This is a genomic window from Sagittula sp. P11, assembly GCF_002814095.1.
Lineage (GTDB): Bacteria > Pseudomonadota > Alphaproteobacteria > Rhodobacterales > Rhodobacteraceae > Sagittula.
Map to the genome: position 1 here is coordinate 1,436,899 of NZ_CP021913.1, position 23,655 is coordinate 1,460,553.

Below are 23,655 nucleotides of genomic sequence, written 5' to 3' on the forward strand. Positions count from 1 at the left end.
AAGCCTCCGGCGTCTCCGAGATGACGGTCAGCCGCGTGCTCAGGAACCGGGGCGATGTCAGCCAGGCCACGCGGGAAAAGGTGCTCGAAGCGGCCAAGGCGCTGGGGTACGTGCCCAACAAGATCGCCGGGGCGCTGGCCTCCCAGCGGGTGAACCTGGTCGCGGTCATCATCCCCTCGTTGCGCAACATGGTCTTCCCCGAGGTGATGTCCGGCATCTCCCGCGTGCTGGAGAACACCGAGCTGCAACCGGTGGTCGGCGTGACCGACTACCTGCCGGAAAAGGAAGAGCGCGTCCTCTACGAGATGCTTTCCTGGCGGCCCTCCGGCGTCATCATCGCGGGCCTCGAACATTCCGAGGCCTCCGAGGCCATGCTCAAGGCCTCCGGCATCCCGGTGGTCGAGATCATGGACACCGACGGCGACCCGATCGACTGCGCCGTGGGCATCAGCCACCGCCGCGCCGGTCGCGAGATGGCCCGCGCCATCCTCAAGCAAGGCTACCAGAAGATCGGGTTCATGGGCACGAAGATGCCGCTCGACCACCGCGCCCGGAAACGGTTCGAGGGCTTCACCACCGCGCTCGCCAAGGAAGGCGTGGAAATCGCGGAACACGAATTCTACTCGGGCGGTTCCGCACTGAAGAAGGGCCGCGAAATGACCAAGGCCATGCTTGAGCGTGAGCCCGAACTCGATTTCCTCTACTACTCCAACGACATGATCGCGGCCGGCGGGCTGATGCACCTGCTCGACGCCGGGATCGACATTCCCGGCCGCGTGGGCCTTGCCGGCTTCAACGGGGTGGAACTGCTCGACGGGCTGCCGCGCCAGCTTGCCACGATGGACGCCTGCCGGACGGAAATCGGCACCCGCGCCGCCGAGATCATCGCCGAACGCGTTTCCAACCCGGCGGCCGAGGTGGAGCGCCTGATCGAACTGACGCCCACGATCAACTACGGCGACACGCTCAAACGGCGCTGACCGGCAGGGGCCCGAAACGGCCTCCTTCCTTCATCTTGGAAAAAATACCTGGAAAAACCCGATCCGCGCCGACGCGCGGTCGGGCAAGGGCTCAGCGGCGGGCCTCGACCGCCGCGATGGCCGCCGCAACCGCATCCGCGATCGCCATCTCCGAGGTGTCGACCACCGTCGCATCCCCCGCCGCCACAAGCGGCGCCTCGGCGCGGCTCATGTCACGCGCATCGCGCGCACGCACGTCCGCCAGCACCGTGTCGTAGTCCACATCCAGCCCCTTCTCCACCAGCTCGCGGAAGCGGCGCTGCGCCCGGACCTCGGCGCTGGCGGTAACGAACAGCTTGGCCTCCGCCGTCGGGCAGATCACCGTACCGATGTCGCGCCCGTCGAGGACCGCGCCGCCCTCGCGCCGGGCAAAGCCGCGCTGGAAGTCGACCAGCGCGGCGCGCACCTCCGGCAGCACCGCCACCTGGGAGGCCGCCTGCGCCACCTCCGGCGTGCGCAACGCGCCCTCGTCCAGCTCGGCAGGGTCCAGTGCCCGGGCCGCGGCAACCGGGTCCTCGCCGTTCAGCAGGTGCCGTCCGACCGCGCGATACAGCAGCCCGGTGTCGAGATGCGCAAAGCCGAAGTGCGCCGCCACCGCCCGCGCGATGGTGCCCTTGCCCGCCGCAGCAGGCCCGTCGATGGCGATGGTAAAGATCATGGCAGCCTCCGTGTCGCGCCCGGCGCATACCAACGTGCAACCAGAAAGGAAAGGCTTAGCGCCAGAGATCGCGCAGCAGCAGACCACCGGTCACCAGCGGGTAGAGCACCAGCTTGGCCCGGGTGAAGGGCACGGCCTGCGCATCTTCGATCAGCGGCGGATAGAGCACCCAGCCAGTCGGCAGGCTCCGCCCCATGGCCCAGTCGAGCGCCTGTTGCAGCAGGACGTTCTCCGCAAGATCGCAGGCCAGCACCACCCCCGCCAGCGCCATGCCCACCGCGCGCCGGTCGGGAAAGGCCAGGACCACCCAAAGGCCCCAGAGCCCCATGAACAGGAGGTCGAGCCGCAGGATGTTCCGGTAAAGCCCGCCTTCGCCGGAGCGCAGCAGTTCGGTTCCGAACGCCTGCAGGTCCAGGGACGAGTAGCCGCGGAAGGCCAGTTGCGGAAGGAAGCCGCTGTCGGTAAGCGGCGCGATCTTCCAGTGCAGCAGCGCCGCCATCAGCGTCAGAACCGCCAGCGCGCCCAGTCCGGCGGCCGGACGCGGGTGGCGGCGCAGGATCATGTGCGCTCGATCCGCGCGCCGAGCCCGGCCATCAGCCCTTCGAAAATCGGGAAGGAGGTGGCGATCGGCTGGCCGTCGTCGACCGACATCGGCGCGTTGGTCGCCAGACCCATCACCAGGAAGGACATGGCGATGCGGTGGTCGAGGAAGGTCTCTGCCGTCACGCCGCCCGCGACATCGCCGAAGCCGCGCCCGTGCACCGTCCACCAGTCGTCGCCCTCGTCAACCTGCACACCCGCGGCGCGCAGCCCGCGTGCCATGGCGTCGATCCGGTCGCTTTCCTTGACCCGCAGTTCCTTCACCCCCGGCATGTGGGTCCTGCCCTGCGCAAAGGCCGCCACGACCGACAGCACAGGGTATTCGTCGATCATCGAGGCCGCGCGCTCGGCCGGGACCTCGATCCCCTTCATGTCCGGAGAGAACTTCGCGCGCAGGTCCGCAACGGGTTCGCCGCCTTCCTCGCGCATGTTTTCGAAGGTCAGGTCCGCGCCCATCTCCTGCAGGGTGAAGAACAGCCCGGCGCGCGTCGGGTTCAGGCCGATGTTGGGCACCAGCACGTCCGACCCTTCGGCGATCAGCGCCGCGCAGACCGGGAAGGCGGCCGAGGACGGATCGCGCGGCACGACGATGTCCTGCGGCACGAATTCCGGACGGCCCTGCAGCGTGATGACCCGGCCCTCGCCGGTGTCCTCGGTCGAGATCGTGGCGCCGAAACCTGCAAGCATCCGCTCCGAATGGTCTCGGGTGGCTTCGCGCTCGATCACCACCGTCTCGCCCGGGGCATTCAGCCCGGCCAGCAGCACCGCCGACTTCACCTGCGCCGAGGGCACGGGCGTGGCATAGCGCACCGGCATGGGTTCCTTTGCGCCGACGATGGTCATCGGCAGCCGCCCGCCGGACCGTCCGTAGGACCGCGCCCCGAACAGCGCCAGCGGATCGGTCACCCGCGCCATCGGCCTCTTGTTCAGCGAGGCGTCGCCGGTGAAGGTCGCAACGATGGGCGAGGTCGCCATCGCCCCCATGATCAGCCGCACGCCGGTGCCGGAGTTGCCGCAGTCGATCACGTTCTCCGGCTCGAGAAAGCCGCCCACGCCGACGCCATGCACATGCCAGGTCTCGCCGATCTTCTCGATCTGCGCGCCGAAGGCCTGCATCGCCTTGGCCGTGTCCAGCACGTCCTGCCCTTCCAGGAGCCCCGTGACCTTCGTCTCGCCCACCGTCATCGCGCCCAGGATCAGCGAGCGGTGAGAGATCGACTTGTCCCCCGGCACATGCGCCTCTCCGGTCAGCGGACCGGCGCGGCGGGAAGTCATCGGAATGGGCTCACCATGGGCGGACATGCAGCGTCTCCTGTCAAGATCGCGGCACTGTTAGCGCGGCACAGGTACGGGCGCAACGGCCCGTAGGGCGGGGCTGTGCGCCGCCTCCCCCCTTACAGCTTGCGGAACGTCAGGTAGTGCGGCACCCGGCCCTCGCGCAGGGCCTTCTGCTCGTACCGGGTGGAATGCCAGTCGGACCACGGACGGCGCCAGTCCTCCGGCGCCTCGGCCTCCCACGCGAACCCGGCCTTCGGGACCTCGACCAGCGCCTGCCGGACGTAATCGGGGATGTCGGTCGCCACGCGGAACTCCGCGCCCGGCTTCAGGGCGCGGTGCAGGGGCGCCAGATGCTCTTGCGTCACGAACCGCCGGCGGTGGTGCTTCTTCTTCGGCCAGGGATCGGGGTACAGCAGGAACGCCTTGTCCAGCGAGGCCGCCGGCAGCACGTCGAAAAGGTTGCGCACGTCGCCCGGGTGGACCGAAACGTTCTCGCAACCCGCCTCCCGCAGCTTGCCCAGCAGCATCGCGACGGCGTTCATGAACGGCTCGCAGCCGATGATCGCCACGTCCGGGTAGGTCACCGCCTGATGGACGAGGTGCTCGCCGCCGCCAAAGCCGATCTCCAGCCAGACGGGCCGGTCGCCAAACCGCGCCTTCAGATCCAGTGGGGTGCGCTCAGGGTTCACGTCCCAGTCGACCGGTCCCGGCGACAGGGCGCCCAGGTCTTCCTCGATGTATTCCACCTGGCTCGGGCGCAGGGTCTTGCCCCGCACACGGCCATAGAAGTTGCGCCAGGGCGCATCGGGATGTTTGTTCGACGTGGTCATGGCCGGGGCGTGTAGCCCCGCCCCGCGCAAAAGAAAAGGGGCGCCCCGCCGGGAACGCCCCCTGTTTGCTGTCCGTCGCGCGGAGGTGGCCGGGTCACACGGCCTTTGCCAGCGCCTCCGCCAGGTCGGTCCGCTCCCACGAGAAGCCGCCGTCCGGTTCCGGTGCGCGGCCGAAGTGGCCGTAGGCCGCGGTGCGCGCGTAGATCGGCTTGTTCAGGTCCAGATGCGTGCGGATGCCGCGCGGGGTCAGGTCCATCACCTTGGGGATCGCCCGCTCGATCGCGGCGGCGTCGATTTCGCCGGTGCCATGGGCGTCCACGTAGATCGACAGCGGCCGGGCCACGCCGATGGCATAGGACAACTGCACGGTGCAGCGTTCCGCCATGCCCGCAGCCACCACGTTCTTGGCAAGGTAGCGCGCGGCATAGGCCGCCGAGCGGTCCACCTTAGTCGGGTCCTTGCCGGAGAACGCGCCGCCGCCGTGCGGGGCCGCCCCGCCGTAGGTGTCGACGATGATCTTGCGGCCGGTCAGGCCCGCATCGCCGTCCGGCCCGCCGATCACGAAGGTGCCGGTCGGGTTCACCCACCATTCGGTGTCTTCCGAAATCCAGCCGTCGGGCAGGATCTCGCGGATGTAGGGCTCCACGATGGCACGGATGTCGTCGGAGGTCTGGCTCTCGCTCTCGTGCTGGGTCGACAGCACGATGGAGCTCACGCCCACCGGCTTGCCGCCCTCGTAGCGGACCGTAAGCTGGGACTTCGCGTCGGGGCGCAGGGTCGGTTCCGTGCCGTCCTTGCGCACCTCGGCCAGCCGCTTGAGGATCGCATGGCTGTAGAGGATCGGCGCCGGCATCAGCGCATCGGTCTCGTTGGTGGCGTAGCCGAACATGATGCCCTGGTCGCCGGCCCCCTCGTCGCGGTTGCCGCCACCGGTCACACCCTGCGCGATATGCGCGGACTGTTCATGCAGGACGTTGGTGATCTCCACCGTCTCGTGGTGGAACTTCTCCTGCTCGTAGCCGATGTCCTTGATGCAGGCGCGGGCGATCTCGTCGATGCGGCCCATGTACTCCGCCAGCTTGGCCTGATCGGTCAGGCCGACCTCTCCGCCGATGACGACACGGTTTGTGGTGGCGAAGGTCTCGCAGGCGACACGCGCCAGCGGATCCTCGGCGATGAAGGCGTCGAGGACGGCGTCCGAGATCCGGTCGCAGACCTTGTCGGGATGCCCTTCCGAGACGGACTCGGAGGTGAAAACGTAACTCTGTCGGGACATGGGGGGTGCTCCATTCGGGTTTCTCCGTCACGCCAGGAAGCCGTTGTGACGGGATTTGTTGGGCCATTTCTCAGGCCTTCGTTCGGGGTACGCCCGCCGGGGGAACGGGTCAATCGTTTTCTCTGCGCAATGCGATGCGATGGTGTCGCAGCAGGAGGCCCGCGAAGAGGAACAGCATGATCAGTACCGGCAGGTCCCCCGTCCGGCTGTAAAGCGTGACGCGCAGCGGCGGCGGCAGCGGCGCGTCGATGTAGCCCGCCTCGTTCAGCGGCAGCGCAGCCAGCACGCGGCCTGCACCGTCGATCACCGCCGAGACGCCGGTGTTCGCCGCCCGAAGCATCGGCAGCCCCTGTTCGATCGCACGGATGCGCGCCTGTTCGAGATGCTGGTAAGGACCGGAGAAGGCGCCGAACCACGCGTCGTTGGTGATCTGCATCAGCATGTCGGGCCGCGCCGGCGCGCGGTGCACGTCCTGCGGAAAGACCGCCTCGTAGCAGATCAGCGGCAGCGCGACCCCAAGCGGCCCGAGGTTCAGAAGCTCCGGCCCCGGTCCAGCGCTGTAGCCGCCCTCTGCCCGCGCCGCCAGCCCGGCGATGTTCCAGCGGGCAAAGACCGCCTTGGCGGGCATGTACTCTCCGAACGGCACGAGGTGATACTTGTCGTAGACCTGCCGCACGTCGCCCTCCGGCCCCATCAGGACAAGCGAGTTGTACCAGTTGCCGAGGTTCTCGCGCTGCAGCCCCACGACCACCTGCGCCGCACCCGCCGCATGGCTGATCTCGCCCAGTTCGTTGGCGGAGCGGTGCAGCAGCGTGGGCAGCGCCGTCTCCGGCCAGATCACAAGGTCGGGCCTGCTGTCGCCGTCCTTCATCGGGGCGGCGGTAAAGTCGACCTGGCGGCGATAATAGACCGGCACCATGTCGCGCTGCCACTTCAGGTGCTGCGGCGCGTTTGGCTGGACAAGGCGCACGATGGGACGGCCGTCGAGGTCCTGCAGCGGCGGGATCAGCGCCTGCCCCCCGCCGAAGAGCGCCAGAAGCGCCGTCACCCCGAGTACGGGCGGCAACAGCCGCATGTCGCGCCGAGGCGCCTCTGCCGCGAAAAGGGCTGCAGTGGCAAAGGTCAGGAAGGTGAGCCCGTGCGGCCCGACCAGCGACACCCACTGCACCGGCGGTACCGGCAGCCAGAGATAGCCCACCAGCCCCCAGGGAAAGCCGGTCAGGACGTAGGCCCGCGCCAGCTCCGCCGCTGTCCATGTGACCACCAGTGCCGGCAGGGCGCGGTGTTTCGCATGTCCCGCGCCCCAGAATGCAAGCGCCCAGAACAGGGCCAGCCCGCCCGCAAGGCCCAGCAGCCCGAAGGGGGCCATCCAGCCGGTCGTGGCGGCATCGACCATGAAGGGCTCGACGATCCAGCTCATCGAGAGGCCGAAGTAGCCCAGTCCGACCATCCAGCCGGTGCCCACCGCCCGCAGGCCACGCGGCGCCACGCGGAACAGCGCAAAGGCCCCCACGAGCCCGAGGAAACCCACGTACCAGAGATCGTAGGGTGCAGCCGACAGGCCCATGAGCGCGCCGCAGGCCAGGGCCAGCGGCAGACGCGCCCACCCGCGCAGCACAAATGCCCGCGCGGGCGCCGTCAGTTCAGGCATGGCCCGCCTTCGATGTACCCGCCGGGGTGGCGGGGACCTGTGTCTGGCTGGCGGCGCGCTGCGCGCCGGGCAGACGCACCCGTAGCCGCTTGATGCGGCGCGGATCGGCATCCACCACCTCGAGGTCGAGACCGGCGGGATGGCGCACCACCTCACCGCGGGCCGGCACGCGGCCAGCCAGCATGAACACGAGGCCACCCAGCGTATCGATTTCTTCCTCGTCGATGTCTTCGTGTTCGGTCAGGTCGAAGCCCAGTTCCGCCTCGAATTCCTCCAGCGGGGTCTTGGCCAACGCAAGGTAGCAGCCCGGACGCTCCTTCACCCACGACTGGTCGTCGTCGGTGTCGTGCTCGTCCTCGATCTCGCCGATGACCTGTTCGATCAGGTCCTCGATCGTCACCAGCCCGTCGACGCCGCCGTATTCGTCGATCACCAGCGCCATGTGCCGCCGTTCCGTCTGCATCTTCGTCAGAAGCACGCCGATCGGCATCGACGGCGGCACGAAGAGCAGCGGTCGCAACATGCGTTTCAGGTTGAAGCGGGCGCCCGCGCCGTTGAACCCGTAGGCCAGCGCAAAGTCCTTCAGGTGCGCCATGCCCACCGGGGTGTCGAGCGTGCCCTCGTAGACCGGCACCCGGGTCATCCCGCTTTCGCGGAAGACCTTCACCAGGTCGTCCCGGGTGATGGTGTTCGGCACCGCCACGATGTCGGCCTTGGGAATGGCCACATCCTCGACCCGCATGCGCCGCAGGTTGATCATGCCGTGCACGGGTGCTTCGCGCGGGCCGACGGTGTCGTCGCCCTTGAAGTCGTCTTCCATGTCGGTTTCCGTGGTCCGACCGAAGAGGCGTCTCAGGAATCCCGGCCTCGCCGCATCCTGTCCCTCTTCATCCTCAAATTGTCTCAGCGCGCCATGCGCCGCCTTAGACGAGTCGTCGTTGTCGCCCATTTCTCCGGTCCAGTCACGAGCCATTGGGCCCATTAATCTCCCTATATGGGTCAGCGATACCGAGATTGCCAAGTATCTCGCGCTCCAACCCTTCCATCAACGTGGCATCCGCATCACGGATATGGTCGTAGCCCACAAGATGTAACACCCCGTGAACAAGCAAATGCGTCACGTGGTCCGCCATGGACTTGCCCTGTTCGGCAGCTTCCCGCTCACAGGTCTCCCATGCGAGCGCCAGATCGCCCAGATGATGCGGTTCGCCCATCTCCTCGAAGTCGTCGTCGAGGTGCGGCAGGAAAGGCTCACCGCCCACTTCGGGCGAGCCGAGTTCCTGCGTCGGCCAGCTCAGCACGTTGGTGGGCGCCGGGCGGCCGCGGAAATCGGCGTTGAGGATGGCGATGCGGCCGTCGCTGCAGCCCATCACCGCGATCTCGTAGTCGTCGGCCACGAGGCCGAGCAGTGCGAGGGTCGCCTGCGCGGCCTCCTCTGCCAGCGCCCCGAGCCCCGCCGCTTCCCAGCGGTCGTCCTCGATGATCGTATCGGTCAGCATATGGCCGACCGGCCGGGGGCCAGCCCCCGGACCCCCGAGGTATTTCTGCCAAGATGAAGGTGAGGCGAAGGGCGGAGGCGGCAGGGGGATCTCACCCCTCCGCGTCCTTCTCGTAGGCCTCGATGATGGCGGCGACAAGCGGGTGGCGCACCACGTCCTTGCCGGTGAAGTAATTGAAGGAGATGCCCTTCACGTCCTTCAGCAGGCGCTCCGCGTCCTGCAGGCCCGAGGGCACGCCGCGCGGCAGGTCGATCTGGGTGCGGTCGCCGGTGATCACCATGCGCGACCCCTCGCCCAGTCGGGTGAGGAACATCTTCATCTGCATGGTCGTGGCGTTCTGCGCCTCGTCCAGCACCACGAAGGCATTGGACAGCGTGCGCCCGCGCATGAAGGCCAGCGGCGCGATCTCGACCGTCTTTTCCTCGCGCATCTTGGCAAGCTGCTTGCCCGGCAGGAAGTCGTTCAGCGCGTCGTAGAGCGGCTGCATGTAGGGATCGACCTTCTCCTCCTGCGTGCCGGGGAGGAAGCCGAGCCGTTCGCCCGCCTCGACCGCGGGACGGCAGAGGATGATCTTGTCGACGGCGCCGGTGATCAGCATGTTCACCCCCACCGCCACGGCGATGTAGGTCTTGCCGGTGCCCGCGGGGCCGATGCCGAAGGCCAGCTCGTTCTCGAACAGCGACCGGACGTAGGCCTTCTGCGCATCGGTGCGCGGTTCCACCAGCTTCTTTCGGGTCTTGATCTCGACCTTGCCGCCGCCGAACATCTCGAGCTGCTGGTCGGGCTCCGGTTCGTGTTCCATGCGGAACTCCCGGTCGATGTCGCCCTTGCCGACCTCGCGCCCGGCCTCCAGCCGCTGGTAGAGCGCCTGCAGCACCTCCGTGGCGCCCTTGATAGCGTCCTCCGGCCCGTGCACGGCAAGCTGGTTGCCGCGTCTGAGGATCTGCACGCCCGTGCGCGCCTCTATGTCTGTGAGGTTGCGGTCGAACTCTCCGCAGAGGTCGATCAGCAGCCGGTTGTCTGGAAACTCGAGGATGGCTTCGTTCAGTACGCCAGTGTTCAAGCCTCTCTCCTGCTCCGTGTTCGGCCCGGGCTGTGGATTCGGCGGGGGCCCTTGTCTAGATATGGTGCCAAGCCACACCCGCCTGCGCAAGTCTCGCGGGACGAATGTCACGCAAATGAAACACTGCCGCCCGCGTGTGCCTGCGTCCGAGGCGCCGGAACGCACGGCGCGGGACCAGACGGGAAAAGGGCCGCCCCCGGTGGGAGACGGCCCTTTTCCAATGGCTGAGGTGACGGTGGCGTCAGAGCGGGTCGCCGATGATGCTGGTCGAGCCGCCCTTGAACTGGCCGGTGACGACGGTCGGCGGGGCGACGCCCGAGCAGACCGGCTTGCCGTACTTGTCGAGACGCAGCGAGAGGTAGCCCTCGACGCCGTCGTCGATGATCCAGTGGTCGCACCCGTTGGGATCGACCCAGATGCCCGCCTGCATGGAGGACAGGTCATCCCGGTCGAAGAAGTTGCGGTCCTGGCTCTTGTCCGGGCCGATCGGAACGTCGACGCCACAGGCCGAGACGAGTCCCGCCACGGTCAGGGCAAGGAGCGGTTTTGCGAAGTTCATGTCCAAGGTCCCCCGGGCTTTACTGGAAGCAGAGAATTTCGACGCGGCGGTTCTTGGCCATGCCTGCAGCGGTGGCGTTGGACGCCACGGGCATGCGTTCGCCATATCCGCGCACGTCGGTGATGTTCGCTCCCACGGCCCGTGCAATGCGGGCCACGGCCAGCGCACGGTTGTACGACAGCTTCATGTTGTAGGAGTCCGAGGCCCGGCTGTCGGTATGCCCGGCGATCACGTAACCCACCGCGGTCGAGGACCGGAAGAAGTTGGCGATCTGCGCCTGGCCGTGCTTCGAGATCTTGTAGCTGTCGGTGGCAAAGAACTGGTCGGTGTTCATCACGCCGCAGGTGTTGGACCGGCGGCAGACCGGGATCCCCTTGCGGTCGAGGTGGGGGTCCATGTAGCCCTCCACGCCGTCGTCCATGACCCAGTGCTCGCAGCCATCGGGGTCGACCCAGATGCCCGGAATGTATTGCTCGCCCACAATGGTGCGCGTGGTTTGCGTAGAAATGATAGGTGTTTGCCCAGCATCTTCCGCGACCGCCGGTGCAGCAACCGACAGGCACAGGGATGCAGTCAGCGCAAGCGCGCTGAGGGCCTTGGAGATGCGTGTCACCACAGCCTCTGTCCCTTAACTGATGTTTCCCCCATGCGCGGCTGTCCGATGGCAGCGGGCCGCGCAAATTAACTGTAAAGTCAGTGTAAGGATTCCATTAGGTAAGGGAAGAAGAAATCCACAAGGACTGTACCGCTTTCGGAAACAGTTCCCACTATATCTTGTGTTTTGTGTGGATAATTCGGTGTTGTTTTTTGATTCAATAGGTTCTGTGGCGACATTACATCGCCATCATGGCGCCTTTAAGGCTGTTTGGACCGCTGGATTCGATTCGGACAGGGGCAATATCGCCCACGTCGATTCCCTTTGCCTCCACATGCACGGCATGCAGGTATTCCGATTTTCCGACCATTTGCCCCGGCAGGCGGCCCGGCTTTTCGAAAAGCACCCGGACCTCGCGCCCGACCATCGCGTCCTGCAACGCGCGCTGCTGTTTCGTCAGCAGGGCCTGCAGGCGCTGAAGGCGGTCGTCCTTCTCGTCCTCGGGCACCTGCGCGCGCTCGGCGGCGGGTGTGCCCGGACGCTCCGAATACTTGAAGGAAAAGGCCGATCCGTATTCCACCGCCTCGATCAACGCGAGCGTGTCGCGGAAATCCTGCTCCGTTTCTTCGGGGAAGCCGACAATGAAATCGCCCGACAGGTGCAGGTCGGGCCGTGCGGCGCGCAGCCGCTCGATCAGGCGCAGGTACTGCTCGGCCGTGTGCTGGCGGTTCATCCGCTTGAGGATCCTGTCCGACCCCGCCTGCACGGGCAGGTGAAGGTACGGCATCAACTTCTCGCATTCGCCGTGCGCCGCGATCAGCGCGTCGTCCATGTCGTTGGGATGCGAGGTGGTGAAACGGATACGCGCCAGACCGTCGATTGTTTCCAGTTCCCGGATCAAACCGGCCAGCCCGCCGTCGTGCCCGTGATAGGCGTTCACATTCTGGCCCAGCAGGGTGATCTCCCGCACGCCGCGCTCCACGAGGTCGCGCGCCTCGCGCATCACCCGCTCCGCCGGGCGGCTCACTTCGGCGCCGCGTGTGTAGGGCACCACGCAGAAGGCACAGAACTTGTCGCAACCCTCCTGCACCGTCAGGAAGGCCGTCGGGCCGCGCTTCGCCTTCGGGCGCTGCGCCAGCCGCTCGAACTTGTCTTCCTCCGGGAAATCGGTGTCGAGCGCCTTCGCCCCGGTGCGCGTCTTCGCCTCCAGCTCCGGCAGGCGGTGATAGCTCTGCGGGCCGACAACAAGGTCCACCATCGGCTGACGGCGCATGATCTCCTCGCCCTCCGCCTGCGCGACACAGCCCGCCACGCCGATCTTCAGGTCGGGCTTCGCCGCCTTCAGACCCTTGTACCGGCCCAGCTCGGAATAGACCTTCTCGGCGGCCTTCTCCCGGATGTGGCAGGTGTTCAGCAGGATCATGTCGGCGTCGTCGGGCGTGTCGGTCACGACATAGCCCTGCCCGCCCATGGCCTCCGCCATGCGCTCGCTGTCGTAGACGTTCATCTGGCAACCGTAGGTCTTGATGAAGAGCTTCCGGGTCATGCTGCACCATTGCGTAGGGGATCAGGGGCGGGGGATACCCCGAAACCGCCCCGTCTTGCAATGGGGCCGAAATTCACCGATTCTCGATGCAAAGCGCTTGAGGGCAGGCCGATGCAGTACGACTCCCTACAGGATTTCCTCAACCGGGGCCGCGACGCGCTGGCCAGCGGGCCGGTTGCGATGATCTTTGCCGAGGACGAGACGGAGCTCGCGACCACGCTGCGCCACCACCGCCACTGCGGCTTCCGCATCGTCCTGTGCTTCGTCTCGCCGCTGTGGGAGACGCCGCCAGACCTCGTGGGCAAGATACGCCGCATCGACTACGATCCGATGGCCGACGGCGCGGTCCAGGCCGCGGTGGACCAGGTCAACGCCGCCGCCGGGGGCACCTGGCTCTACTACTGCTACAACGCGGAATACCTGTTCTACCCGTTCTGCGAGACTCGCACCATCGGCGAGATGCTGGCCTACCACACCGAAGAGCGGCGCGATGCCATGCTGACCTACGTGGTGGACCTCTACGCCAGCGATCTCCGCCGCCACCCGAACGCGGTCTCGCTCGACGAGGCCTGCCTCGACCGCTCCGGCTACTACGCGCTCGCCCGGCTCGACCCGGACAACAAGAACTACCCGAAGGAACGGCAGCTCGACTTCTTCGGCGGCCTGCGCTGGCGGTACGAGGAACACATCCCCCCCGAACGCCGCAAGATCGACCGCATCGCCATCTTCCGCGCAAAGCCGGGCCTGCACCTGCGCGAGGATCACACCTTCGACGACGAGGAATACAACACCTACGCCTGCCCGTGGCACAACAACCTGACGGCCGCCATCGCGTCCTTCCGCACCGCCAAGGCGCTGAAGCGCAACCCCGGCTCGACCTTCGACATCCAGAACTTCCACTGGCACAACTCCGTGCCCTTCGAATGGCACTCGCGCCAGCTCCTCGACCTCGGCCTGATGGAGCCGGGCCAGTGGTTCTGACCGCCTCCTGACAACAGCCATACCAAACGGAAGGACAGGGAACTGCCCCTGCCCTTCATCTTGGTCCAAGTACCTTGGGGGGTCCGGGGGGCCAGCCCCCCGGCCTTCGCGGGCAACGCCCGCGCGGGTCGGTCCGCGCCAGCGGACCGAAACCCGTCAGTCGAACTCTTCCGTCACCACGTGGTCCTTCGGCACGCCCAGCTCGGCGACCTCGCGCGGCAGCGCCTCGACCATGCCGTCCGGGCCGCAGACGTAGACCACGTCGCCCTTCACATCGACCATGTCCTTCAGGAAGGACGCGTCGACCTGGCCCCGCGCGTAGCCGCTGTCGGGCTCGTCGGTCACCGTATAGACCACGGCCAGCCCCGGCATCGCGTCGAATTCGTCCTTCAGGATGATGTCGGCCTCTGTCTGGTTCGAGAACACCAGCGTGTTGCCCTCCAGCGTGCCCTTGTCCTGCAGCTTCTTGCGCAGGATGGAGATGAACGGCGTCACGCCCGCGCCCCCGGCGATGAAGATGCCGTCGCCCTTGTCCTCGATCGCGCCCCAGGGGTCCTCGATCAGCACCTTGTCGCCGGCCTGCAACTTGCCGATCTGCTCGGTCACGCCGTCATGCTCCGGGTAGGACTTGATGACGAACTGCAGCGTGTCCTCGTCCGGCAGGCTGGTGAAGGTGAAGGGCCGCTTCTCCTCGCGCCAGCCGTCCTTGTCCAGCGACAGGTCGACCGCCTGCCCCGGCGTGAACGAGAATCCCTCGGGCTTGTCGAACACCAGGTGGTGCGTGTCATGCGTCACGGGCGAAATGGATTGCAGTGTCAGCGTGTGAGTCATGTGAACCTCCGTTTGCCGTCAAAACGCGGCGGCAGGGACAGGGGTTCCGGGACGCGCCCTCAGGCAGAGGCCAGCGTCCCGTAGGTGCAGAGCTGCCGGTGCCCGTCCGTGCGGCTCACCAGCGTGCCGCCGCGATAGACCGCATGCACGTATTTCGGCCCGTCGCCGTAGGCGTAGCTCACGCAAGACTCGTCGAAGTTCTTCGGGTTGCGCTCGAACCCGGCCTCGGTGCCAAGCGCCACCTCCGCCTCGGCCCGGGTCACACCCAGCGTCAGCTTCTGCGCCACGCCGTCGTTGCCGGGCTTGTCGGCCTGCGGCGCGCCCACGGTGCAGGCGGACAGCATCAGGGCGATCAGGGCAAGGACAAGGCGCGGCATCTGGGCTCTCCGGTCAGGGGATTCGTTTCCCTTGGGTAGCACGCGCCGCCCGCGCCCGGAACCGGGCCGGAGGCTCAGTCGGACGAGAGCTGCCCCATGCGCCGCACCGCGACGCGGCTTTCGGGCATGGCGTTGACCGGAGGGCGCTCCGCCGAACGCTCCTCGTTTCCGGCCGAAAGCCATCCGCTCCCCGGCAGCAGCGCGGCCTCCTCCACCGTGTCGACGGGCGCGAAGGCTTGCGCCGGCACCGCGGCGGCCGCGGTCATCGCCGCCTCGCGGCGCGCAGCCATCTCCGTCTCGATGACCTCCAGCAGCCCGGCCTGGAACCGGGCCATCGTGGCCTGGCCGTCCTCGGTCGCGATGAGATAGCGGGACGCCCCGAGGCTCAGCCCCAGGAACAGCAGCTTGAGGGCGATCTTCCGGGCGAAACCGCCGCGCCGCCTGCCGCGACGCCGCTTCTCCGCACGCTTGCGCACTTCCGCGCCCGCATCCCCGAGGATGGCCTGTCTGAGATCCTGATCCGTCGTCATGCCACGATCCCAGCACATGACCCTGCCGGAAGCACGGCAAAGTCACGGCGGAATTTCGGCACTTTTTACGAAAATGGAAACTTACAGGTTCTCGTACTGCGGCATTCCGAGCACGTGGTAGCCGCCGTCGACGAGGATGATCTCGCCCGTCGTGCAGGCCCCCGCGTCCGAGCACAGCCAGACCGCCGTGCCGCCCACCGCCTCCAGCGTCGCGTTGGACCGCAGGGGGGCGTTCTGGTCGGTGTGCTTGTAGGTCTTGCGCGCACCGCCGATGGCCGCACCGGCCAGCGTCTTCATCGGTCCCGGCGAAATGGCGTTCACGCGGATGCCGTCCGGCCCGAGGTCATTGGCAAGGTAGCGGGTCGCCGATTCCAGCGCCGCCTTGGCGACGCCCATGATGTTGTAGTTCGGCACGACGCGCTGCGACCCCTGGTAGGTCAGCGTCAGCATGGTGCCGCCCTCGGTCATCAGCGGATAGGCGCGGCGCGCCACCTCGATGAAGGAATAGACCGAGATGTCCATGGAGTTCTTGAAGTTCGCCCGCGAGGTGTTCAGGAACCGGCCCTGCAGCTCCGACTTGTCGGAAAAGGCGATGGCATGGACGAGAAAGTCCAGCCGGTCCCAGCGCTTGCCGAGGGACTCGAACGCCGCATCCAGAGAGGCATCGTCCGTCACGTCCACGTCGACCATGAAATCGGAGCCCACGCTTTCGGCCAGTGGTGCCAGCCGCTTGCCGAAGGCTTCGCCCTGGTGGGTGAAGGCCAGCTCCGCCCCTGCCTCGTGACACGCCTTCGCGATCCCCCAGGCAATCGACCGTTCGTTCGCCACACCCATGACAAGCCCGCGCTTGCCTTCCAGAGTTATCGTCATCCCAGTCTTTCCGTATCAGTCGTTGAACCGCGAGAGCACCATCGAGCCGTTGGTGCCGCCGAAGCCGAAGGAGTTGGTCATCACCGAATCCAGCCCAGCGTTCTCCACCAGAGACGTGGCGATTTCCTCGGGCTTGAGCGCCGGATCCAGCGTTTCCACGTTGATCGACGGGATGATGAAGTCGTCCCGGAGCGCGAGAAGGCAGTAGATCGCCTCCTGCGCGCCGGTCGCGCCCTGGCTGTGGCCGGTCATCGACTTGGTCGAGCTGACCGGCGGGGTCGAACCGTCGCCGAACACGCGGCGCACCGCCTCGATCTCGCCGACGTCGCCCACCGGGGTCGAGGTGCCGTGCGCGTTGATGTAGCTGACCTTGCGGCCTTCGGGCAGCGTCGACAGCGCGACGCGCATCGCGCGCTCGCCGCCCTCGCCCGAGGGGGCCACCATGTCCGCGCCGTCCGACGTGGCGCCGTAGCCCGTCACCTCGGCGTAGATCTTCGCGCCGCGCGCCTTGGCGTGTTCCAGGTCTTCCAGCACCACGATGCCGCCGCCGCCAGAGATGACGAAACCGTCGCGATCCTTGTCGAAGGCGCGGCTCGCGCGCTCCGGCGTGTCGTTGTACTTCGAGGACATCGCGCCCATGGCGTCGAACAGGCAGCTGAGCGTCCAGTCCAGCTCTTCGCCGCCGCCGGCGAACATCACGTCCTGCTTGCCCATCATGATCTGTTCCGCCGCGTTGCCGATGCAGTGCAGCGAGGTCGAGCAGGCCGAGGTGATCGAGTAGTTGATACCCTTGATCTTGAACGCGGTCGAGAGGTTGGCGCTGATCGTCGAACACATCGCCTTCGGCACCGCGAACGGCCCGACGCGCTTCGTCCCGCCGGACTTCAGAACGGTCTGGTGCGCGGTCAGCAGGGCGGAGGTCGACGGCCCGCCGGACCCGGCCACAAGCCCGGTGCGCGGGTTCACGATGTCGGACTCTTCCAGCCCGGAATCGGCAATCGCCTGCTGCATCGCGATATGCGCATAGGCCGCACCCGGCCCCATGAAGCGCAGCGTGCGCTTGTCGACGTGTTCGGACACGTCGATCTTGAGCTGGCCCGAGATCTGCGAGCGGAACCCGTGTTCCTTCATCTCCTCAGAGGCGGAAATCCCCGACCGCCCCGCCTTCAGCGAGGCGGTGACCTCTTCGGCGTTGTTTCCGATGCTGGAGACGACCCCCAACCCTGTAACGACGACGCGGCGCATGCGGCCTCCCTTGATTTGTTGGGTCTTACTAAGGCAGTCCTGCGGTCAGGCGCAAGGTGCGCAGCGCGCTTCCATCCACGGCAAGGCCGGCAATCGCCGCTGCGGATGGCCGGAACCGATCCCGCGGTTGAGCAAATGTGCGCCCCGTGGCAGCCTCTGCGTCACACGCAAGAGGACAGCGCGGATGCCCAGACACCTGCCGGAACTCGACGGCAAGACCTTCCTCGTCTGCATCGGCGCGGCGAAATGCGGGACGAGCTGGCTGCACCGCTACCTGTCGGGCCTGCCAGAGGTCGAACCTTCCCCCTTGAAGGAACTGCATTTCTTCAATTCCCGCACACCCGTTCCCGCCTTCGGCGATCCGGATGCCGTGGCCCTTGCCCGCCTGCGCGCCTTCATGGGCCAGCCGGGCGACACGCTCGCCAACCTGCGCGAACAGCCCGCCTTCGCCGCCAGCCTCGACCGGGCCCGGATGATCTATGACGAGGACGCCTATTTCGGCCATTTCGCGCGCCTCCTCTCTCCGCAGACCCGCGTCCTCGCGGACATCACGCCCGCCTATGCCACGCTCGGCCCTGCGGGTTTCGCGGACATGCGCGCCTTCTTTGCCAGCCAGCAGGTGACGCTGAAGGTACTGTTCATCATGCGCGATCCCGTGGACCGGCTGTGGTCGCAGTTGCGCCACGTCGAACAGATGACCCCGGACAAGCCCGCCGCCACCCATTGGCACCTGGCCCCGGACGCGCCCGCAATCTGGTCGCGCACGGACTATCGCGCCACCATCGCCGCCCTGGACGCCTGCTTTGCCCCCGAGGACCGGCTCTGCCTCTTCTACGAAACCCTCTTCGCCCCCGAGACGCTCGGCCGCCTCTGCGACTTTCTGGGCGTCGAGGCCGCCGCAGACATGCCCGCCGGACGCCAGAACGAAACACGGGTTCAGGTCGCCCTGCCCGATGACGCCCGCAGGACCTTCGCCGTCCTGCTCGCCCCGCAGTACGCCTTTTGCCGCGAACGCTTCGGCACGGAAGTGCCCGAGGCATGGGGCAGGTATTCCTGACTCGCAGGCGCGCCCCTTTCCCCCCATCTAAGCCGTGTTCAACACAACCCGCCCGCAGATTTCAGGGGCGGTTCTCAACACAAGGACTTTTGCAATGCCCGAAGATTTAGGCAGCGGTTTCGCCTCGTTCAAATTCCGCTCTTCCGACCGGAACACCAGCTCCGACGACAGCGCGGGCGACGACTTCGACCTGATGCTCCAAACCGCCTTTGGCGACGCCTACGGTTCCTTCGACCAGAGCGTCGAGAGATCCGGCGACACCACCCCCACCACCTGGGAGGGAGACGTGCCGCCCGACCTGTCGGACGATTTCGACTTCCTGCTGTAGGCGCAGCGGCGCAAGGCCAATGCCCCGAAACGCAAAAGGGTGCGCCATGGCGCACCCTTCTTCATGTCCGGCAAATGAAACTCCGGCAAATGAAACGCCGTGCCTTCAGCTCTCGCTGAGCGCCACCTTCATGTCCTTGACCTCGTAGATGATCTCGCCGTCGGCCTCGACGATGCCGTCGGCCACGCCCATCGTCAGGCGGCGGGTCTGCACGGCCTTGGTGAAATCCACCTTGTAGGTCAGCATCTTGCGGTCCGGACGGACCATGCCCTTCAGCTTGACCTCGCCCACACCCAGCGCATAGCCGCGCCCGGTCCAGCCGCGCCAGCCGAGGTTGAAGCCGGTCAGCTGCCACAGGCCGTCAAGGCCGAGGCAGCCCGGCATGATCGGGTTGCCGGGGAAGTGGCACTCAAAGAACCACAGGTCCGGGGTGATGTCGAATTCCGCCACGACGTGCCCCTTGCCGTGCAGGCCGCCGTCGCCGGAGATGTCGGTGATCCGGTCCATCATCAGCATCGGCGGCTCGGGCAGCTGGGCGTTGCCCACGCCGAACAGCTCGCCGCGGGCGCATTTCAACAGGTCTTCCTTGCCGAAGCTGGTGGGGTAATCGGCCATGCGGGGAGGGCTCCCTATCCATCATGAAGTGATCGTGTCGCGAAGTCCGGCCCCCTCTACCACCCGGAAAGCGCGCCATGCAAGCGGAACACGGTGCCGCAGCCCGCAAGCCGCTGGCACGAAAAGGTTTGAAATCGGGTGCGCCGACACATTATATAACAATGCAATGACCCAGACGGATATAACCTCCTCCATGTCCACGGAACTCGACCGCGGAAAATCCTGGCTGGCGCGCAGCGATCTGCGCCCGACCCGGCAGCGCGTGGCGTTGGCGGCCCTTCTGGTGGGCGACGGACGCAACCGGCACGTCACCGCCGAAAGCCTCTTTGCCGCCGCCAAGGACCAGGGGGAGCGGGTCAGCCTCGCCACCGTCTACAACACGCTCAAGGCGTTCTGCGACGCGGGCCTGATGCAGGAAGTGACGGTCGACGGCTCGCGCAGCTATTTCGACACCAACACCCACGACCACCCGCATTTCTTCTGGGAAGACGACGGCCACCTGACCGACGCCCCGGCGGACCAGCTGGTGATCACGCAGCTGCCGAACGCGCCGGACGGGGCAGAGATCGCCTCCGTCGACGTGGTCATCCGCCTGCGCCGGAAATAACCCCTGAACCGACGGGCCGACCACGGGCAGAGATAACCTCCGTCCGTCTGCCCTTGGCTTCCCCCGGGCAGCTTTCGGCCATGCACGCCCTCTTCGGCCATCGTTTTCCGAAAACTGACGGACTGCCTGCCTTTCTGCTGCGCCTCCAGAGCGATCTTGTCGCAGGCGACTTGGCCCCGGCTGCTCAGCGCTGCCCTTCGCGGGTTGTGTTGTCGAGTTGCCCGAGAGACTGGGTGTTTTTTCAATGTCCCTATCCTGCGCCTTTTTCTCGCGCAGCAGAATCGCCCTTATTCGCACCCTGAGTGGTGGGATTTAGGGGACCTCCCGAAACTCCCCCTGAGATCATTTCACCGCATTCAGAATACGACGATTGTCGCGGCGCCCATAAAACAGGCGTCTGGCGCGTAATAAATAATTCCAATACGGCGCCGGAATTGAAGGGAGAGGGTGGTACCCGCGGCCGGACTCGAACCGGCACGGCACAAGGCCTGGAGATTTTAAGTCTCCTGTGTCTACCATTCCACCACGCGGGCACACGCGCGCGACAATAGCGGCGGCGCGCACCGTGTAAACCGGTCGCGTCGGCCCGTCAAAGCAGGAAATCGTCTGCCGTCACGCCGCCCGGCACGTTCAGCAGGATCAGCTCGCCGTCCGACACGCCGTCGCCGGTCTCGTCGAGATAGAGGATCGCGGCACCGAAGGCGTTCATGAAATAACGCACCTCCATCGCGCCGGAGCCGGTGAACCCCGCCGTGCCGCGAAAGACGAAGCTGCCCTCCTCGTTGATGCCGGACAGGTCGACCATGTCGATGCCGCGCTCGAAATCCTTGATCCGATCAGAGACGCCGTCGTCCGCCTCCAGCACGCTGTCGAAGACGAAGATGTCGGCGCCGGACTTGCCGATCAGGATGTCGTAGCCCAGCCCGCCCTGGATCACGTCGTTGCCGCCGTCGCCCGCGATGGTGTCGTTGCCCGCACCGCCCAGCAGCGTGTCGTTGCCGTCGCCGCCCAGCACGCGGTCCGCGCCGTCTCCTCCATCGAGGAAATCGTCGTCCTGCCGCCCGACCATGTAGTCGTTGCCCGCCCCGCCGGACAGCGCGTCGCGGCCATAGCCGCCGTTCATCGTGTCGTTGCCGTCGCCGCCGTCCAGCACGTCGTCGCCGTCCTCGCCCGAAAGTTCGTCGTTGCCCGCGCCGCCGATCAGCGTGTCCGATCCGGACCAGCCCGACATCGTGTCCGCGCCAAAGCCGCCGTCCAGTTCGTCGTCGCCGGAGTTGCCGCTCAGCAGGTCGTTGCCGTCGTCGCCGTAGAGGATGTCGTTGCCCGCGCCGCCCGCGATGGTGTCGTCGCCCCCCAGCCCCGCCAGCATGTTGTGGCCGGAGTTGCCGACGATCTGCTCTGCCTCGACAGAGCCGCGGACCTCATGGTTGCCGGCGCCCAGCAGCAGGATCGCCTCCACCCCGCTCACGTTCAGCACGTCGGAGCGGGCAATCACCGTGTCCTGCCCAGTGCCGCCGATCACCGCGACGCTGCCGTCCTCGATCACGATCAGGTCGTTGTCCGGGCCGCCGTCGATCCAGCCCTCGAAACTGCCGCCGGTGCCGTAGATCGTGTCGTCGCCATAGCCGAGGTCGAGGTTCCCGAGCCACTGACCCGCGTTGTAGACCACATCCGCGCCGGAGCCCGCGTCGAAGTCCCCCCGCACCGTGCCGTCGTTGCGCAGGATGTCGGCGGTCTCGCTGCCCTGGATCCACGCCTCGCCCGCATCTGCAAGGCCCGCCACCGACGTCTCCCACCCTTCGATCACGCCGGTGTTGAACAGGGTCAGCCCCAGCACGGCGGCGCCGTCGATCTGCGTCACCTCCATCCGGCCCGCGTTGTCGAGGTAGGCCCGCCCGGTGCCCGACATGCCCAGTTCGCCGCCGCGCATGGTGCCGGTGTTCTCCACCGTGACGTGCTGGGCGTAGTTGCCGTCGCGCAGCACGTCATGCCCGTAAAGCGCCTGCATCAGCCCGTGGTTCACCACCGTGTAGGACAGCGCCGCCGCCGCGCCGATCACGTCGATGACGCGCCCCGCGCTCGTGATCTCGCCGTTGTTGACGATCCGGTGCGTGCCCGCCGTGGCCAGCAGCAGCGCGCTGCGCATGTTCAGGGAATCGTCGTTGTTGCGGATCAGGCCGTGGTTCTCCACCACGGCCGAGGCCGCGCCCATGTAGATCACCGAATTGGCGTGGCCGATGATGTCGCCGTAGTTCACCAGCAGGCTGCGCTGCGACCCGCCGCTCATCTGCACGGTATAGGTTTCGTCGTTGGCGATGATCGTGCCGTCGGTCACATAGACGGTGTCGCCATTGGCCACGGTGTAATGCGAGCCGGTGTAGATCTGGTCCGCGTTCTGGAATACGAAGGCCATTCTCGCCCTTTTCAGGCGGCCCGTTCTGACCGCTCATGACTGTCCGCGCCCTCTTCGACGCGAACCCACCATGGCGCGGCAGGGTAAAGATGGGGTTAGCCGTATCCGGGTCGCGCGGGCGTCAAAGCTCCTCGCCCGGCTCTTCCTTCAGCAGGCGGCGTTCCACCAGCCACGGGTTGATCTCCAGCGCGGCGCGCAGGGCGGCCTGCCCCTCGTCGTCGCGGCCAAGGGCGATCAGTGTCAGCGCCCGCCCCGACAGCGCCCCGACGTGGCGCGGGTTCAGCTCCAGCGCCCGGTCCAGATCGGGCAGCGCGGCGGCATAATCCTGACGGATGAAGTTGACGAAGGCCCGCTGGTTGTAGCCCTCCGCGTAGAACGGGCAGTAGCTCACCAGCGCATCGAACCGCTTCAGCGCGCGCACCATGTCGAAACTGGCCCGCGCGCGCATCCCCTCGTCCAGCATCTCCTGGCTCGGCTCGTCGGGCGCGTTGTCCCACAGCAGCCACATCCGGTTGGTGATCCCGCGCGCCGTCATCTCGTCGGGCGCCTGCAGCAGTTCCTCGTAAAGGGGGTCGATCTCTGCCGAGATGTCCGGCGCCTCAGGACAGCCGTCGGCCAGCACGGGCGCGGCGGCGAGGCTCATGACAAGTGCAAGTCTCATGACGAAAGAGTGCCAGATCGACACCCTTAATCAAGTCACATCCGTGACAGCCTCGTCCTTGATCGCCTCCATCGCCACGAAGGTGGAGGTCGAGGCAACCCCCGGCAGGACCGAGACCTTCTCGGCCAGCACCTGCCGGTAACTGGGCATGTCGGCGGTGCGCACCTTCAGCAGGTAGTCGAAATTCCCGGCGATCAGGTGCGCCTGCTCGATCTCGGGAATGCGGGCGATCTCCGCGTTGAACTTCGCCAGCGTCGCCTCGCGCGTGTCGATCATCCGCACCTCGACAAAGGCCACATGCGCCAGTCCCAGCCGGATCGGGTCCAGAAGCGCGCGGTAGCCCTGTATGACGCCCGTCTCCTCCAGCTTCTTCAGGCGCGCCTGCACCGGGCTTTTCGACAGGCCGACCCGGCGGGCCAGCTCGGTCACGGAAATCCGCGCTTCGGCCGCGAGTTCCCGTAGGATCGCCCGGTCGAAACGATCCATTTCCCCAAATTCCTTCTGCACTTCATTCTGCACTGGATGTGCCCCTTTTTTCAGTCCGAACGGTGTGCGCTCGCGCCTTC

At 66.7% G+C, this 23,655-nt stretch carries 26 protein-coding genes, 1 tRNA gene and 1 riboswitch; of the genes, 5 read left to right on the plus strand and 22 right to left on the minus strand.

Annotated features, from left to right (window positions below; translation table 11 throughout):
* Nucleotides 1-20: 20 nt before the first annotated feature.
* Nucleotides 21-980: a LacI family DNA-binding transcriptional regulator gene (locus CDO87_RS07020; RefSeq protein ID WP_254698428.1), complete on the plus strand. Its 960-nt coding sequence runs from the start codon at nt 21-23 to the stop codon at nt 978-980.
* Between the two features lie 91 nt (nt 981-1,071).
* Here the strand turns inward: CDO87_RS07020 and CDO87_RS07025 are convergent, their stop codons facing one another.
* The 12 genes from CDO87_RS07025 to miaB form a co-directional block, all read right to left on the minus strand.
* Complete coding sequence (locus CDO87_RS07025; protein WP_100928123.1) at nt 1,072-1,677, minus strand: d(CMP) kinase; 606 nt, start codon at nt 1,675-1,677, stop codon at nt 1,072-1,074.
* A gap of 55 nt (nt 1,678-1,732) precedes the next feature.
* Nucleotides 1,733-2,239: a hypothetical protein gene (locus tag CDO87_RS07030; RefSeq protein WP_100928124.1), complete on the minus strand. Its 507-nt coding sequence runs from the start codon at nt 2,237-2,239 to the stop codon at nt 1,733-1,735.
* Nucleotides 2,236-3,579, minus strand: a complete 1,344-nt coding sequence (gene aroA / locus CDO87_RS07035) for a 3-phosphoshikimate 1-carboxyvinyltransferase (protein WP_100928125.1) — start codon at nt 3,577-3,579, stop codon at nt 2,236-2,238. Before aroA ends, CDO87_RS07030 begins: the two co-directional genes overlap by 4 nt.
* A gap of 92 nt (nt 3,580-3,671) precedes the next feature.
* Nucleotides 3,672-4,385: a tRNA (guanosine(46)-N(7))-methyltransferase TrmB gene (locus CDO87_RS07040; protein ID WP_100928126.1), complete on the minus strand. Its 714-nt coding sequence runs from the start codon at nt 4,383-4,385 to the stop codon at nt 3,672-3,674.
* A gap of 94 nt (nt 4,386-4,479) precedes the next feature.
* A complete protein-coding gene (gene metK / locus CDO87_RS07045; protein ID WP_100928127.1) occupies nt 4,480-5,661 on the minus strand; it encodes a methionine adenosyltransferase in 1,182 nt (393 codons plus the stop codon).
* A 6-nt stretch (nt 5,662-5,667) separates the two neighbouring features.
* Nucleotides 5,668-5,716, minus strand: a riboswitch (SAM-SAH riboswitch).
* Between the two features lie 54 nt (nt 5,717-5,770).
* Complete coding sequence (lnt, locus tag CDO87_RS07050; protein ID WP_100928128.1) at nt 5,771-7,312, minus strand: apolipoprotein N-acyltransferase; 1,542 nt, start codon at nt 7,310-7,312, stop codon at nt 5,771-5,773.
* Entirely contained in the window at nt 7,305-8,261 is a 957-nt protein-coding gene (locus CDO87_RS07055; RefSeq protein WP_100928129.1) for a hemolysin family protein, read from the minus strand. The genes lnt and CDO87_RS07055 overlap by 8 nt, the downstream gene beginning before the upstream one ends.
* Before the next feature lie 13 nt (nt 8,262-8,274).
* On the minus strand, nt 8,275-8,811 hold the full coding sequence (gene ybeY, locus CDO87_RS07060; protein ID WP_100928130.1) for an rRNA maturation RNase YbeY: 537 nt from the start codon (nt 8,809-8,811) through the stop codon (nt 8,275-8,277).
* A gap of 91 nt (nt 8,812-8,902) precedes the next feature.
* Nucleotides 8,903-9,874 carry a PhoH family protein gene (locus tag CDO87_RS07065; RefSeq protein WP_100928131.1) on the minus strand — a complete coding sequence of 324 codons (972 nt, stop codon included), beginning with the start codon at nt 9,872-9,874 and terminating at the stop codon, nt 8,903-8,905.
* A 241-nt stretch (nt 9,875-10,115) separates the two neighbouring features.
* The gene (locus tag CDO87_RS07070) at nt 10,116-10,433 is read right to left on the minus strand and encodes a hypothetical protein (RefSeq protein ID WP_100928132.1); all 318 of its coding nucleotides are present in this window, start codon (nt 10,431-10,433) and stop codon (nt 10,116-10,118) included.
* 19 nt (nt 10,434-10,452) lie between these two features.
* Nucleotides 10,453-11,049, minus strand: a complete 597-nt coding sequence (locus CDO87_RS07075) for an OmpA family protein (RefSeq protein ID WP_100928133.1) — start codon at nt 11,047-11,049, stop codon at nt 10,453-10,455.
* A gap of 217 nt (nt 11,050-11,266) precedes the next feature.
* Nucleotides 11,267-12,574 carry a tRNA (N6-isopentenyl adenosine(37)-C2)-methylthiotransferase MiaB gene (miaB, locus tag CDO87_RS07080; RefSeq protein WP_100928134.1) on the minus strand — a complete coding sequence of 436 codons (1,308 nt, stop codon included), beginning with the start codon at nt 12,572-12,574 and terminating at the stop codon, nt 11,267-11,269.
* Between the two features lie 111 nt (nt 12,575-12,685).
* Between miaB and CDO87_RS07085 the strand changes: the two genes are divergently transcribed.
* Entirely contained in the window at nt 12,686-13,555 is an 870-nt protein-coding gene (locus tag CDO87_RS07085; RefSeq protein ID WP_100928135.1) for a hypothetical protein, read from the plus strand.
* A 156-nt stretch (nt 13,556-13,711) separates the two neighbouring features.
* Here the strand turns inward: CDO87_RS07085 and CDO87_RS07090 are convergent, their stop codons facing one another.
* The 5 genes from CDO87_RS07090 to fabB all read right to left on the minus strand — a co-directional run bounded on the left by CDO87_RS07090 (nt 13,712) and on the right by fabB (nt 17,408).
* Complete coding sequence (locus CDO87_RS07090) at nt 13,712-14,386, minus strand: FAD-binding oxidoreductase (protein ID WP_100928136.1); 675 nt, start codon at nt 14,384-14,386, stop codon at nt 13,712-13,714.
* Nucleotides 14,387-14,445: 59 nt separating this feature from the next.
* Nucleotides 14,446-14,763, minus strand: coding sequence for a hypothetical protein (locus tag CDO87_RS07095; RefSeq protein WP_100928137.1), 318 nt, complete (start codon nt 14,761-14,763; stop codon nt 14,446-14,448).
* Between the two features lie 74 nt (nt 14,764-14,837).
* On the minus strand, nt 14,838-15,293 hold the full coding sequence (locus CDO87_RS07100) for a hypothetical protein (RefSeq protein ID WP_100928138.1): 456 nt from the start codon (nt 15,291-15,293) through the stop codon (nt 14,838-14,840).
* A gap of 81 nt (nt 15,294-15,374) precedes the next feature.
* A complete protein-coding gene (locus CDO87_RS07105) occupies nt 15,375-16,163 on the minus strand; it encodes an enoyl-ACP reductase (protein WP_100928139.1) in 789 nt (262 codons plus the stop codon).
* A gap of 15 nt (nt 16,164-16,178) precedes the next feature.
* The gene (fabB, locus tag CDO87_RS07110; RefSeq protein WP_100928140.1) at nt 16,179-17,408 is read right to left on the minus strand and encodes a beta-ketoacyl-ACP synthase I; all 1,230 of its coding nucleotides are present in this window, start codon (nt 17,406-17,408) and stop codon (nt 16,179-16,181) included.
* Nucleotides 17,409-17,592: 184 nt separating this feature from the next.
* Between fabB and CDO87_RS07115 the strand changes: the two genes are divergently transcribed.
* Nucleotides 17,593-18,465, plus strand: a complete 873-nt coding sequence (locus CDO87_RS07115) for a sulfotransferase (RefSeq protein WP_100928141.1) — start codon at nt 17,593-17,595, stop codon at nt 18,463-18,465.
* A 94-nt stretch (nt 18,466-18,559) separates the two neighbouring features.
* A complete protein-coding gene (locus tag CDO87_RS07120; RefSeq protein ID WP_100928142.1) occupies nt 18,560-18,793 on the plus strand; it encodes a hypothetical protein in 234 nt (77 codons plus the stop codon).
* 105 nt (nt 18,794-18,898) lie between these two features.
* On the opposite strand, the gene fabA is transcribed toward CDO87_RS07120, so the two are convergent.
* A complete protein-coding gene (gene fabA, locus CDO87_RS07125; RefSeq protein ID WP_100928143.1) occupies nt 18,899-19,408 on the minus strand; it encodes a bifunctional 3-hydroxydecanoyl-ACP dehydratase/trans-2-decenoyl-ACP isomerase in 510 nt (169 codons plus the stop codon).
* A 166-nt stretch (nt 19,409-19,574) separates the two neighbouring features.
* Between fabA and irr the strand changes: the two genes are divergently transcribed.
* The gene (irr, locus tag CDO87_RS07130; RefSeq protein WP_100928144.1) at nt 19,575-20,015 is read left to right on the plus strand and encodes a Fur family transcriptional regulator Irr; all 441 of its coding nucleotides are present in this window, start codon (nt 19,575-19,577) and stop codon (nt 20,013-20,015) included.
* A gap of 448 nt (nt 20,016-20,463) precedes the next feature.
* On the opposite strand, the gene CDO87_RS07135 is transcribed toward irr, so the two are convergent.
* The 4 genes from CDO87_RS07135 to CDO87_RS07150 all read right to left on the minus strand — a co-directional run bounded on the left by CDO87_RS07135 (nt 20,464) and on the right by CDO87_RS07150 (nt 23,575).
* A tRNA-Leu gene (locus CDO87_RS07135) sits at nt 20,464-20,548 on the minus strand.
* 56 nt (nt 20,549-20,604) lie between these two features.
* Complete coding sequence (locus CDO87_RS07140; protein ID WP_100928145.1) at nt 20,605-22,428, minus strand: calcium-binding protein; 1,824 nt, start codon at nt 22,426-22,428, stop codon at nt 20,605-20,607.
* A 121-nt stretch (nt 22,429-22,549) separates the two neighbouring features.
* Complete coding sequence (locus CDO87_RS07145) at nt 22,550-23,089, minus strand: tetratricopeptide repeat protein (RefSeq protein ID WP_254698360.1); 540 nt, start codon at nt 23,087-23,089, stop codon at nt 22,550-22,552.
* Between the two features lie 30 nt (nt 23,090-23,119).
* The gene (locus CDO87_RS07150) at nt 23,120-23,575 is read right to left on the minus strand and encodes an Lrp/AsnC family transcriptional regulator (RefSeq protein WP_100928146.1); all 456 of its coding nucleotides are present in this window, start codon (nt 23,573-23,575) and stop codon (nt 23,120-23,122) included.
* Between the last annotated feature and the right edge of the window lie 80 nt (nt 23,576-23,655).

Bases quoted from the DNA above. Each gene is read 5' to 3' on its own strand.
- CDO87_RS07020 (WP_254698428.1), top strand. From the start codon at position 21: ATGACGGTCAGCCGCGTGCTCAGGAACCGGGGCGATGTCAGCCAGGCC.
- CDO87_RS07025 (WP_100928123.1), bottom strand. From the start codon at position 1,677: ATGATCTTTACCATCGCCATCGACGGGCCTGCTGCGGCGGGCAAGGGC.
- CDO87_RS07030 (WP_100928124.1), bottom strand. From the start codon at position 2,239: ATGATCCTGCGCCGCCACCCGCGTCCGGCCGCCGGACTGGGCGCGCTG.
- aroA (WP_100928125.1), bottom strand. From the start codon at position 3,579: ATGTCCGCCCATGGTGAGCCCATTCCGATGACTTCCCGCCGCGCCGGT.
- CDO87_RS07040 (WP_100928126.1), bottom strand. From the start codon at position 4,385: ATGACCACGTCGAACAAACATCCCGATGCGCCCTGGCGCAACTTCTAT.
- metK (WP_100928127.1), bottom strand. From the start codon at position 5,661: ATGTCCCGACAGAGTTACGTTTTCACCTCCGAGTCCGTCTCGGAAGGG.
- lnt (WP_100928128.1), bottom strand. From the start codon at position 7,312: ATGCCTGAACTGACGGCGCCCGCGCGGGCATTTGTGCTGCGCGGGTGG.
- CDO87_RS07055 (WP_100928129.1), bottom strand. From the start codon at position 8,261: ATGGGCGACAACGACGACTCGTCTAAGGCGGCGCATGGCGCGCTGAGA.
- ybeY (WP_100928130.1), bottom strand. From the start codon at position 8,811: ATGCTGACCGATACGATCATCGAGGACGACCGCTGGGAAGCGGCGGGG.
- CDO87_RS07070 (WP_100928132.1), bottom strand. From the start codon at position 10,433: ATGAACTTCGCAAAACCGCTCCTTGCCCTGACCGTGGCGGGACTCGTC.
- miaB (WP_100928134.1), bottom strand. From the start codon at position 12,574: ATGACCCGGAAGCTCTTCATCAAGACCTACGGTTGCCAGATGAACGTC.
- CDO87_RS07085 (WP_100928135.1), top strand. From the start codon at position 12,686: ATGCAGTACGACTCCCTACAGGATTTCCTCAACCGGGGCCGCGACGCG.
- CDO87_RS07090 (WP_100928136.1), bottom strand. From the start codon at position 14,386: ATGACTCACACGCTGACACTGCAATCCATTTCGCCCGTGACGCATGAC.
- CDO87_RS07095 (WP_100928137.1), bottom strand. From the start codon at position 14,763: ATGCCGCGCCTTGTCCTTGCCCTGATCGCCCTGATGCTGTCCGCCTGC.
- CDO87_RS07100 (WP_100928138.1), bottom strand. From the start codon at position 15,293: ATGACGACGGATCAGGATCTCAGACAGGCCATCCTCGGGGATGCGGGC.
- CDO87_RS07105 (WP_100928139.1), bottom strand. From the start codon at position 16,163: ATGACGATAACTCTGGAAGGCAAGCGCGGGCTTGTCATGGGTGTGGCG.
- fabB (WP_100928140.1), bottom strand. From the start codon at position 17,408: ATGCGCCGCGTCGTCGTTACAGGGTTGGGGGTCGTCTCCAGCATCGGA.
- CDO87_RS07115 (WP_100928141.1), top strand. From the start codon at position 17,593: ATGCCCAGACACCTGCCGGAACTCGACGGCAAGACCTTCCTCGTCTGC.
- CDO87_RS07120 (WP_100928142.1), top strand. From the start codon at position 18,560: ATGCCCGAAGATTTAGGCAGCGGTTTCGCCTCGTTCAAATTCCGCTCT.
- fabA (WP_100928143.1), bottom strand. From the start codon at position 19,408: ATGGCCGATTACCCCACCAGCTTCGGCAAGGAAGACCTGTTGAAATGC.
- irr (WP_100928144.1), top strand. From the start codon at position 19,575: ATGACCCAGACGGATATAACCTCCTCCATGTCCACGGAACTCGACCGC.
- CDO87_RS07140 (WP_100928145.1), bottom strand. From the start codon at position 22,428: ATGGCCTTCGTATTCCAGAACGCGGACCAGATCTACACCGGCTCGCAT.
- CDO87_RS07145 (WP_254698360.1), bottom strand. From the start codon at position 23,089: ATGAGACTTGCACTTGTCATGAGCCTCGCCGCCGCGCCCGTGCTGGCC.
- CDO87_RS07150 (WP_100928146.1), bottom strand. From the start codon at position 23,575: ATGGATCGTTTCGACCGGGCGATCCTACGGGAACTCGCGGCCGAAGCG.